The following is a 10,955-nucleotide window of genomic DNA, read 5'->3' on the forward strand; positions in this document are numbered from 1 at the left end:
ATCGAGCTTGAGTTGCTTCAGCAGCAGCTTCTGGTCGGTATTGAGCTCAGTATAGCGGCTGAGGATCAGCATGCGTCCGTCGGTTGTCGGGAAGTGCACGTCGAGCATCTGCACCGCGGCCATCTTGTCGAGCACCGCTCTTGATGTGAGGCCCGGCGCCAGCGGCTTCAGTCGCGCGCGCAACGTGACGTGCAGGCAATAGGCGAGGAAGGCGACGAAGATATGCGCCTCGACCCGACGCTCGAGCTGATGATGGATCGGTCGCAGCTTCAGATCGTCTTTCAGGTTTTTGAACGCAGCCTCGACTTCGGTCAGTTGAATGTAGAACTGCCAGAGATCGGCGGGATCGCGGTCTCCGAGATTGGTGCGCAGCAAATAGCGCCCTTCACGTCGGCGCACCTGGCGCAACTTCTCGCGGTTGAGCTTGAAGCTGAACCCCGTCCCGCTTTTGGCGATATCGATGTCGATCAGCCGCCACGCCGCGCGAGCCTTGGAACGCGCGGCGCCGAGCTTCATCAGGAATTCCTTGCGCGTGAGCTTCATGCTCGCGATTTGCTTCAATCGTGACCAAAGCCATTTCAGTTTGCGCCGGCGCATGGCACGCTCCTTGTGGATGCGGGCGCGGCTTTGCGCGAAGACGTAGGTCTCCTGGTCCTGCGTCAGCAGCTTGACGTCGACACCCTCGCGCACCGCCTGCCAGGGTTTGTCGAGCAGCGCCTTCTCCAGTTTCGACAGCCGTCCCTTCGGCGTTCCGACCAGATATGAGATCGGCGGATCAGCCTGCCGCATCTCCGCCAGCACCGCATCGGTGGGAATGCCGCGATCCATCACCCAGATCCGCTGGGCCTTGCCGTACTGAGTTTCGATCTTGCGTAAAAATTCCCGCAAGGTCGTGCAGTCCGCCGTGTTGCCCGGCAGCACTTCATAAGCGAGCGGGAAGCCGTCCGGCGTGACGATCAGTGCGATGACCATCTGCACGCAATCGCTGCGTTTGTCACGGCTGTAGCCGAAGCGGCGCTTGTCGTCGTCGTCGTCGTCCGGGGGCGCGGATTCGAAATAGGTGCTGGTCAGGTCGTAGAGCAACACTTCGAACTTGGCGCCGAACAAATCCACCCAGCGTTGACGCAAATGGGAAAACAGCGCTTCTTTGTGCGGCAAGAGCCTGTCGAGGCATCGGTAGAGAGCATTCTTCTCCGCCAGCATGAAATCCGCGCCCAGCAGGTCCGCCATCGCGCTATGTTCAAACCATTGCCGGTGCAGACGCCACTCGCTACCGGGATCGATCAGCCGGTAGCACACCAGCGTCTGCAAGATATCGCACCAGTTCGTTCCCTCGCGCGAGAGCCGCAGCCGGCGCGCCCAGAACTGATCAAGTCCAAGCTGTTCATAGAGTTCACACGAAAGCCAGCACGCGCCCCACTGCCGCGGCCGATGCAGCTCCATCGCATCGATGCGCACCTGGACGCCGTACCCTTCGGCCGGTCTGGGAAGCTTACGGTCGGCAGAAAAAAACGACAGCTGGGTGTGGCGTTGCGCATCCTCGTCAAACGCTTCGATCGCACGGCTCCAATCGTCATGCTGGCCGTCGCTGATCTCACCCAAATACAGCACCTGCCGCTGCACCACCTTGCCACTGGCACACCGCCGGTTCTCGACGATATTCCAGTAGCGGTGCTCCTTGCCGTCCTTGAAGCGCCGATTCGATCGCAAAAACATGGCCCGACCAAGCTACGCCGATCGCAACAGGCCCAAAAGATACTTGGTCTACACTACAAGCGATTCCTGAGACCCACTCATTGATCCGACTCGCCTTTTTGCTTCAAAATTCCCGAAAATCGTCGTTTCGGCACGCGAGTTGAGAAAGTTGGGCTAGGGGCTAGGGCGGGCGACCACAAGGGTCGCCCCTACGAATATCGACAGCGTAGGGGCGCCCCTCGTGGGCGCCCTCCGAGCGATCACTCGGCCGCCTGTTGCTGCTCGCTCAGATAGGCCCGATAGGCCAGCCGGATTCCCTCCTCGAGCGAGGTGCTGGCGCGCCAGCCCAGTCTGGCCAGCCGGCTGACGTCGAGCCATTTGCGCGGCGTGCCGTCGGGACGCGAGGGGTCGAAGCTGATGCCGCCCCGGTATCCGACGGCGGCCGCCACCACGCGGGCGAATTCGGCGATCGTGATGTCTTCGCCGGTGCCGATATTGACCAGTTCGTCGCCGGTATAATGTTTCATCAGGTGGATGCAGGCATCCGCCATGTCGTCGACATAGAGGAATTCCCGCCGCGGCGTGCCGGTGCCCCAGACCGCGACGTTGGCGGCGCCCGATGCTTTGGCCTCATGAAACCGGCGGATCAGCGCGGCGACGACGTGGCTGTATTCGGGGTGATAATTGTCGCCCGGCCCGTACAGATTGGTCGGCATCACATTGATGAAATCGCAGGCGTACTGGCTGCGATAGGCTTCGACCATCTTGATCCCGGCGATTTTTGCGACCGCATAGGGTTCGTTGGTGGGCTCCAGCGGTCCGGTCAGGATGGCATCCTCGCGCAGCGGCTGCGGCGCCAGTTTCGGATAGATGCAGGACGAGCCCAGGAACATCAGTTTCTCGGTGCCGCTGACATGAGCGGCATGGATCACATTGGCTGCGATGATCAGATTGTCGTAGATGAATTCACCGCGCAGCGTGTTGTTGGCGACGATGCCGCCGACCTTGGCGGCAGCCAGGAACACCACCCGCGGGCGCTTGTCGGCGAACCATCGGTTGACGGCGGATTGATCGCGCAAGTCGACTTCGGAGCGGCTCAAAGTCAGTAGCTCGACATTTTCCCGTTGCAGCCGGCGCACCAGCGCGGCCCCGACCATGCCGCCGTGCCCGGCGACGTAGATGCTCTTGCCGCCAAGCTCAAACGGGGTCTTTGCCATTGGCGACCTCCCGCCTCGCGATCGCCAGATCACCGTGGATCATTTCCTTGACGAGTTGGGCAAAACTCGTCTTCGGCCGCCATCCCAGCTTTTGGCGGGCCTTGCTGGCGTCGCCGATCAGAAGATCGACCTCGGTGGGACGGAAATACACCGGATCGATGCGAACCACGGTCTTGCCGGACTTTCTGTCGATGCCGGTTTCCTCGACACCCTTGCCCCGCCATTCGATCGTGCGGCCGGTCTCCGCAAATGCGATTTCGACAAATTCGCGCACCGAGCGGGTCTCGCCGGTCGCCAGCACGAAATCATCGGGCTCCTCGGCCTGCAATATCCGGTACATGCCCTCGACATAATCCCGGGCATGGCCCCAGTCGCGCTTGGCCTCGAGGTTTCCGAGATAGAGGGTGTCTTCGAGGCCGGTTTCGATGCGGGCGACGCTGCGGGTAATCTTGCGCGTCACGAAGGTCTCGCCGCGAATCGGGCTCTCATGATTGAACAGGATGCCGTTCGAGGCGAACATGCCGTAGGCCTCGCGGTAGTTCACCGTGATCCAGTAGCCGTAAAGCTTGGCGACGCCATAGGGCGAGCGCGGGTAGAACGGCGTGGTTTCCTTCTGCGGGACTTCCTGAACCAGGCCATACAGTTCCGACGTGGAAGCCTGGTAGAACCGCGTCTCCTTCTCCATGCCGAGAATGCGGATCGCTTCCAATAGCCGCAAAACGCCGATCGCGTCGGCATTGGCGGTATATTCCGGGCTCTCGAAACTGACGCCGACATGGCTCTGGGCGGCGAGGTTGTAGATCTCGGTCGGCCGGATCTGCTGCATCAGGCGGATCAGGTTGGTGGAATCCGTCATATCGCCATAATGCAGCAGGAACGGCACATTGCCGGCGTGCGGATCGCGGTAGAGGTGATCGACGCGGGCGGTATTAAACGAGGACGAGCGCCGCTTGACGCCATGCACCGTGTAGCCGATCCCGAGCAGATATTCGGCGAGATAGGCGCCGTCCTGCCCGGTGACGCCGGTGATGAGCGCAACGCGCCGCCCGGAATCCTGAACTGCCGAAGCCTTAGCTGCCGAAGCCTTAGGTACCATGTCAACTCCAACCATGCGCCGGGACTGCTCGAACACAGATCAACACCGCCAAACCACCATCCATTGCCGCTGGACCCGGCCTTAGCTCTTCGCCCCAAGGGCCAAGGGGGGGGCAAGGAGGGCCAAGGGTCGGGTAGCCCGGACCCTTATCATGACCCTGTTCCCCCAAGCAAATCTGCCGGCCAAATCTTCCGCCGCCTGGATCGATGCGGGCTTGCGGGTTTGAGAACCTTGGACCACAATCTTCCCGCATAAGGGCCAAGGGATCTCTGAAATCTAAGCCGTTGCAGCGTCCGCACCCTTGGACAAACCTTAAGAAAAGCAAATTCCAGGGAGGAATGACATGCGCAAACTGATGCTGGCTGCGGCCTTTGTGTTACCCATGTTGGGCGGCGCCGCGATGGCGCAGGAGACGCTCAAGATCGGGTATATCGATCCGCTGTCGGGTGGCGGCGCCAGCGTCGGCGAGGTCGGCCTGAAGACGTTCCAGTTCCTCGCCGACGAAGTGAATGCGAAGGGCGGCATCCAGGGCAAGAAGGTCGAGATCGTTCCGCTCGACAACAAGACCAATCCGCAGGAGAGCCTGATCCAGGCCCAGAAGGCCATCGACGCCGGCGTCCGTTATCTCACCCAGGGCAACGGTTCGTCGGTCGCCGGCGCGCTGGTCGACTTCGTGACCAAATACAACGAGCGCAATCCCGGCAAGGAAGTGCTGTATTTCAACTACGCGGCGGTCGATCCGGTCCTGACCAATGCCAAGTGCAGCTTCTGGCATTTTCGCTGGGATGCGAACTCCGACATCAAAATGGAGGCGCTCACCAATTACATGAAGACGGTGCCTGCGATCAAGAATGTTTACCTGATCAATCAGGATTACTCGTTCGGGGAATCCGTTCGCACCGCGGCCCGGGCCATGCTGGCCGCCAAGCGGCCGGACATCAAGATCGTCGGCGACGAGAAGCATCCGCTGTTGAAGGTCACCGATTTCTCGCCCTACATCGCCAAGATCAAAGCGTCGGGCGCCGATAGCGTCATCACCGGCAACTGGGGCCAGGATTTCGCGCTGCTCTTGAAGGCTGCCGCGGATGCCGGCCTGAAGGTGAACTGGTACACCTATTACGCCGGCGGCACCGGCGGCCCGACGGCGATCAAGCAGGCCAACCTCGATCATCAGGTGTTCCAGATCACGGAAGGCATCGCCAATCTCGACCACCCCTCGTCGCAGGAATTCGAGAAGGCGATCCGCGCCAAATACGACTTCAGCCTGTTCTATCCCCGCGCCGTCAACGAGATGCGCATGCTGGCCGCTGCGGCCGACAAGGCCAAGTCGCTCGATCCGGTCAAGGTCGCGCTGGCGCTCGAAGGCATGGAGTTCGAAGTGTTCGACGGCGGCAAGGGCTACATGCGCAAGGACGACCATCAGTTCTTCCAGCCGATCTATATTTCCTCGCTTGGCGAGCGCACCGAAAAGGAGCCGTTCGACGAGGAGAAGACCGGCTGGGGCTGGAAGCTTGTCGCCAAGATCGATACGCCCGCGACCGAACTTCCGACCACCTGCAAGATGGAACGGCCGAACTGACCGTTCGCGCGCGTAACCGGTCCGTCCCGAACAACTCAGGGGCGGATGCCTCCCTCAATCCCGGCGGTGGGTCGTGCTGGAACTGATCGTCATATCCACACTCAACGGCGTGCTGTTCGGCATGCTGCTGTTTCTGATGGCGAGCGGTCTCACCGTCATCTTCAGCATGCTGGGCGTGCTCAATTTCGCGCATGCGAGCTTCTACATGCTCGGCGCGTTCTTCGGATTCCAGATCAGCCAATGGTTCGGCTTCTGGCCGGCGCTGTTGATCGCGCCGCTGCTCGCCGGTGCGATCGGCGCCGGCGTCGAACGCTATGGCCTGCGCCGTGTGCACCGGAACGGTCATGTCGCCGAACTGCTGTTCACCTTCGGTTTGGCGTTCGTGATCGAGGAAGTGGTGCAGATCATCTGGGGCAAGAGCCCGGTGGATTTCCGCGTCCCGGCGCTGCTGGATTTCCCGGCCTTCACGATCTTCTCGACCAGCTATCCCGCCTACAAGATGTTCATGCTGCTGATTTCGGTCGCGATCTTTCTTGGGCTCCTGCTCGTCCTGAAGAAGACCCGGATCGGCCTGATCGTTCAGGCAGCGCTCACCCATCCGCACATGGTCGGCCATCTCGGCCACAATGTCGGGCGCATCTTCATGCTGGTGTTCGGTGTCGGAACCGCGCTTGCCGCGGTCGCCGGCGTGATCGCCGGTCCGGCGCTGGTGACGCAGTCGAACATGGCGGGACTATTGGGCCCGATCCTGTTCGTGGTGGTCGTGGTCGGAGGGTTGGGGTCGCTGCCCGGAGCCTTCGTCGCCTCGCTCCTGATCGGCCTGTTGCAGACCTTCGCGGTCTCGATGAGCGGCTCGCTGTCAGGCGCCTTCGGACCGCTCAGCCCCGCCTATGCCTCGACCTGGCTCGCTGACATCTGGGGCGTCACCATCGCACAGATCGCCCCTATCATGCCGTATCTGCTCATGGTGCTGATCCTGATCTTCCGCCCCATGGGCCTGCTCGGGACGCGCGACACATGAGCGGGATCACCGCCAGCGCCGCCCCGCCGCTTCCGGCCGCGGCCGAAAAGCTCAGATTCTACGCATCGTGGCTGGTGGCCGCGATCGTGTTGCTGCTGCTGCCCAAGATATTCACGTCCGGTGGCTCGACGACGACGTTCAGCCTGATGGGCATCTCCATCATCTTCTCGCTGTCCTACAACATCCTGCTTGGCCAGACCGGCATGCTATCGTTCGGGCATGCGGTGTATTACGGCCTCGGCGGCTTCCTGGCCATTCATTCCATGAACATCATCGGCGCCCACAAGCTGCCGATCCCGCTGCCCATCGTTCCGCTGATCGGCGGACTGAGCGGATTGTTTTTCGCTGCCCTGCTCGGCTGGGTTTCGACCCAGCGCTCAGGAACGGCGTTCGCAATGATCTCGCTTGGCGTCGGCGAGCTGATCGCCTCGTCCGCACTGATCCTGCGCACCTTTTTCGGCGGCGAAGCCGGCGTCTCCGCCAACCGGACCAAATTGCTCAAACTGTTCGACTGGAGTTTCGGTCCCCAAATCCAGATCTATTATCTGGTGGCGGCCTGGACGCTGATCGCCGTGATTGCCATGTATGCGCTGACGCGCACGCCCCTGGGACGCATGTGCAACGCGGTGCGCGATAATCCCGAGCGCGTGCAGTTCGTCGGCTACAATCCCCATGTCGTGCGTTATCTGGCGTTCTGCTTCGCCGGCTTCTTCGCCGGGATCGCGGGCGCGCTGGCGGCGATCAATTTCGAGATCGCCAACTCGGCCTATCTCGGCGCAGAGCAATCGGGCACCGTGCTGTTCGCCACCTATATCGGCGGCATCGGGTTCTTCATCGGCCCGATCGTCGGCGCCATCTTCGTCACGTTCCTGTCGCTTGGCCTCAGCGATCTGACGCAGGTTTGGCAGCTCTACTTCGGGCTGATCTTCATCGCGGTGGTGATGTTCGCGCCGGGCGGCATCACCGGGCTGTTGATGATGCATCGTCCGCTGCTGAAGGCCGGCACCCTGGGCCTCGTGCTGCCGAGCTACCTGATCGCCTTGTTGCCGACGCTGGCGACGATCGCGGGCCTTATCCTGTCGATCGAGACGATCGTGCACTACACCGTCAACCCCGGCGATGATTCCCACATCAAGGCCTTCGGCGTCGGCTTCGACGCGGCGAGCCCGTACATCTGGGCGATCGCGGCTGTTCTGCTGATTGGCGGCTTCCTGGTGGCGCGCAAGACCTGGACCATTATCGGTCACGCCTGGGATGGCGCCACCAGCATCGCGCGGGAAAAAGGAATTGCCGTATGAGTGCGGCGATCGAACTGCGCGGGATCGAAAAGAATTTCGGCAACGTCGCCATTATCCGCAATATCAATCTGAGCATCGCGCAGGGCGAGCGCCACGCGCTGATCGGCCCGAACGGCGCGGGCAAATCGACCACCTTCAATCTGATCAGCGGATACATGGCCCCGACCTCCGGCAGCGTACTGCTGCGGGGCGATGTCATTTCCGGCCTGCCGCCCTATCAGATCAACCGCCGCGGGCTGTCGCGCAGCTTTCAGGTCACCAACGTCTTCGCCAGGATGAGCGTGTGGGAAAACCTGCGCTGCGCCGTGCTGTGGTCCACCGGCCAACGCTACGCGTTCTGGAAGAATATCGACAATCTGCCGGAAGTGCGCGACCGCACCGCACGGATTCTCGCCGACATCAGCCTCACGGCACGGCGCGACGTGCCCGCGGGCCTTTTGACCTACGCCGAGCAGCGCGCGCTGGAGATCGGCATTACCGTTGCCGGTGGCGCCGACGTCATTCTGCTGGACGAGCCGACCGCGGGCATGAGTCATGCCGAAACCGGGCGCGCGGTCGCCTTGATACGGCGCCTGACGGAAGGCCGCACGCTCTTGATCGTCGAACACGACATGAGCGTGGTGTTCGGACTGGCCGACCGGATTTCGGTACTGGTGTACGGCCAGATCATCGCCTCGGGAACGCCGGAAGAAATTCGCGGCAATGCCAAGGTCCGGGAAGCCTACCTCGGCGAGGAGGCGGCGTGATGCTGGAAGTGGTGGATCTGCACGCCTATTACGGCAAGAGCCACATCCTGCAGGGCGTCGATATGCATATCGACGCCGGCGAGGTCGTGAGCCTGCTCGGCCGCAACGGCGTCGGTCGCTCCACGACGGTCAAGGCGATCATGGGCGAGGTGCCGCCGCAGGGCTCGATCCGGTTCAAGGGCCGCGACATTGCCGGATTGCCGAGCTATCGGATCGCGCATCTCGGGCTGGGCTATGTTCCGGAGCATCGCGATATCTTCCCAGGCCTGACCGTGCGGCAAAACCTGATGCTCGGCATCAAGGATACCAGGCACGCCGGCCAATGGCGGCTCGATGACATGCTTAAGATGTTTCCCAACCTCGCCACCCGGGCAGATACGTCGGCCGGCGTGCTATCGGGCGGCGAGAAGCAGATGCTGACGATTTGCCGCACGCTGATGGGTGACCCGGAACTCATCATGATCGACGAACCCACCGAGGGGCTCGCTCCCCTCATCGTGCAGCAGGTCGGCGACCTGATCGCCGAAATCGCCCGGCGCGGCGTCGCCATCCTGCTGGTGGAGCAGAAGCTTTCGATCGCGATGCGGATATCCCATCGCGTCTATGTGATGGGCCACGGCCGCATCGTATTCGAGGGCACGCCTGCCGAACTGAGGGACAACGAGGCCGTGCGCAAGGAATGGCTGGAAGTTTGACCGCTTGCGCGATGCCTCGGCACAGAATATGCCAAATTTCATTTTACCGAGGGCCACGCGTTGGGGGACCTGCCCCCGATAGTCGAATAGGTTGACGGGGCCGGCCGGGTTAGGTTCGCTCGCCGAGCGGGACGGCGGGCCAATCCAGAGCGTGCGAAGCGCCATTGGCGAGATGCGTAGTTTCCGTTTTAAGCAAGCGGAAGTTGCGCCAGCGGAGGGAATGGGTGGAACACGCTTTGGAGGTGCGCGGGGTGTCACTGCGCTTTGGAGGCGTCCGTGCGCTCACCGATGTCAGCTTTGGCGTCAACGACGGCGAACTGTTTTCGATCATCGGCCCCAACGGCGCCGGCAAAACCTCGATCATCAACTGCATCTCCGGCCGCTACCGGCCGACCGAAGGCCGCCTGTTTTATCGCGGCCGCGATATTACCGCGCTCAATCCGAACGCCCGTCCCCGGCTGGGCATCGGCCGCACCTTCCAGAACCTCGCACTGTTCGCGCATATGAGCGTGCTCGACAACATCATGGTCGGACGGCACCATCTGCTGAAGAACAATTTCATCACCGGATCGCTGTACTGGTTGACCGGCGCGCGGCACGAGGAACTCGAGCATCGCCGCAAGGTCGAGGAGATCATCGATTTCCTCGATCTGCAGCCGGTGCGCAAGTCGACCGCCGGCACCCTGCCCTACGGCCTGCGCAAACGGGTCGAACTCGCGCGCGCCATGGCGCTGGAGCCGCGCCTGATCCTGCTCGACGAACCGATGGCCGGGATGAATTTCGAGGAAAAGGAGGACATGGCGCGCTACATTATCGATCTCAACGAAGAGTTCGGCATGACCGTGATGATGATCGAGCACGACATGGGCGTGGTGATGGATATTTCCCACCGCGTCATGGTGCTGGATTTCGGCCGCAAGATCGCGGAGGGCGATCCCGCCGCCGTGCTGGCCGATCCCCATGTCAAGCGCGCCTATCTCGGCGAGGAGGACGAAGTCCTGGTCGATCCCGACGATGTCCCGGCACAGGTAACGACGCCTGCGGAGTCCGCGGCATGATGGATTATGCCGGGCGCGCCGCACAGGCCGATACCTATCCGAAACTGCTGCGGCTTAACGCCAAAGAGCATGGCCAGGAGATCGCGCTGCGTGAAAAGGATTTTGGGCTGTGGCGGGTTTTCACCTGGAACGACTATCAGACCCGCGTGCATGACTTCGCGCTCGGCATGGTCGAACTCGGTCTCGGCCGCGGCGACGTGATCGGCATTATCGGCGACAACCGGCCGGACTGGGTCTCGGCCGAGATCGCGACCCATGCGATCGGCGCGATGTCGCTCGGGCTCTATCGCGACGTGCTGGACGAGGAAGCCGCCTATCTCCTGAGCTATGGCGAAGCCAAACTGGTGTTCGCCGAGGACGAAGAACAGGTCGACAAGCTCCTGACGCTGGCCGACCGTGCGCCGAACCTGAAACACATCGTCTATTCCGATCCGCGCGGCATGCGGAAATATGACGACCCGCGTTTGATGGAAGCCAACAAGCTCGCCGGCCTCGGCCGCAATCGCGCCGCGCGCGAACCCAGCCTTTACGATGCGCTGGTGGACCAGAC

The 10,955-nt window shown here is 62.1% G+C and carries 10 protein-coding genes; 7 read left to right on the forward strand and 3 right to left on the reverse strand.

Going from position 1 to position 10,955, the window contains the following annotated elements; all coding sequences use genetic code 11:
* From ABSG20_RS22225 to gmd, 3 genes are all read right to left on the reverse strand, one after another.
* The coding region (locus tag ABSG20_RS22225) for an IS1634 family transposase (protein WP_423866664.1) at window positions 1–1,716 on the reverse strand (1,716 nt) is incomplete at its 3' end.
* A 239-nt stretch (window positions 1,717–1,955) separates the two neighbouring features.
* A complete protein-coding gene (locus ABSG20_RS22230) occupies window positions 1,956–2,912 on the reverse strand; it encodes a GDP-L-fucose synthase family protein (protein WP_423866665.1) in 957 nt (318 codons plus the stop codon).
* The gene (gene gmd / locus ABSG20_RS22235) at window positions 2,893–4,008 is read right to left on the reverse strand and encodes a GDP-mannose 4,6-dehydratase (RefSeq protein ID WP_423866666.1); all 1,116 of its coding nucleotides are present in this window, start codon (window positions 4,006–4,008) and stop codon (window positions 2,893–2,895) included. Before gmd ends, ABSG20_RS22230 begins: the two co-directional genes overlap by 20 nt.
* Window positions 4,009–4,351: 343 nt before the next feature.
* Between gmd and ABSG20_RS22240 the strand changes: the two genes are divergently transcribed.
* The 7 genes from ABSG20_RS22240 to ABSG20_RS22270 all read left to right on the forward strand — a co-directional run.
* Complete coding sequence (locus ABSG20_RS22240; RefSeq protein WP_423866667.1) at window positions 4,352–5,587, forward strand: branched-chain amino acid ABC transporter substrate-binding protein; 1,236 nt, start codon at window positions 4,352–4,354, stop codon at window positions 5,585–5,587.
* A 73-nt stretch (window positions 5,588–5,660) separates the two neighbouring features.
* Window positions 5,661–6,608, forward strand: a complete 948-nt coding sequence (locus ABSG20_RS22245; protein ID WP_423866668.1) for a branched-chain amino acid ABC transporter permease — start codon at window positions 5,661–5,663, stop codon at window positions 6,606–6,608.
* Window positions 6,605–7,906, forward strand: a complete 1,302-nt coding sequence (locus tag ABSG20_RS22250) for a branched-chain amino acid ABC transporter permease (protein WP_423866669.1) — start codon at window positions 6,605–6,607, stop codon at window positions 7,904–7,906. The genes ABSG20_RS22245 and ABSG20_RS22250 overlap by 4 nt, the downstream gene beginning before the upstream one ends.
* The gene (locus ABSG20_RS22255) at window positions 7,903–8,652 is read left to right on the forward strand and encodes an ABC transporter ATP-binding protein (protein WP_423866670.1); all 750 of its coding nucleotides are present in this window, start codon (window positions 7,903–7,905) and stop codon (window positions 8,650–8,652) included. Before ABSG20_RS22250 ends, ABSG20_RS22255 begins: the two co-directional genes overlap by 4 nt.
* Entirely contained in the window at window positions 8,652–9,347 is a 696-nt protein-coding gene (locus ABSG20_RS22260; protein ID WP_423866671.1) for an ABC transporter ATP-binding protein, read from the forward strand. The genes ABSG20_RS22255 and ABSG20_RS22260 overlap by 1 nt, the downstream gene beginning before the upstream one ends.
* 224 nt (window positions 9,348–9,571) lie before the next feature.
* Window positions 9,572–10,405 (forward strand): ABC transporter ATP-binding protein, encoded by an 834-nt coding sequence (locus ABSG20_RS22265; protein ID WP_423866672.1) that lies wholly within the window; start codon window positions 9,572–9,574, stop codon window positions 10,403–10,405.
* A partial coding sequence (locus ABSG20_RS22270) for an AMP-binding protein (protein WP_423866673.1) occupies window positions 10,402–10,955 on the forward strand: 554 nt, incomplete at its 3' end. The genes ABSG20_RS22265 and ABSG20_RS22270, both read left to right, overlap by 4 nt.

The sequence above is a fragment of the Bradyrhizobium sp. genome (genome assembly GCF_049512235.1).
Taxonomy (GTDB): Bacteria; Pseudomonadota; Alphaproteobacteria; order Rhizobiales; family Xanthobacteraceae; genus Bradyrhizobium.

Bases quoted from the DNA above. Each gene is read 5' to 3' on its own strand.
- ABSG20_RS22250 (WP_423866669.1), top strand. From the start codon at position 6,605: ATGAGCGGGATCACCGCCAGCGCCGCCCCGCCGCTTCCGGCCGCGGCC.
- ABSG20_RS22255 (WP_423866670.1), top strand. From the start codon at position 7,903: ATGAGTGCGGCGATCGAACTGCGCGGGATCGAAAAGAATTTCGGCAAC.
- gmd (WP_423866666.1), bottom strand. From the start codon at position 4,008: ATGGTACCTAAGGCTTCGGCAGCTAAGGCTTCGGCAGTTCAGGATTCC.
- ABSG20_RS22240 (WP_423866667.1), top strand. From the start codon at position 4,352: ATGCGCAAACTGATGCTGGCTGCGGCCTTTGTGTTACCCATGTTGGGC.
- ABSG20_RS22230 (WP_423866665.1), bottom strand. From the start codon at position 2,912: ATGGCAAAGACCCCGTTTGAGCTTGGCGGCAAGAGCATCTACGTCGCC.
- ABSG20_RS22260 (WP_423866671.1), top strand. From the start codon at position 8,652: ATGCTGGAAGTGGTGGATCTGCACGCCTATTACGGCAAGAGCCACATC.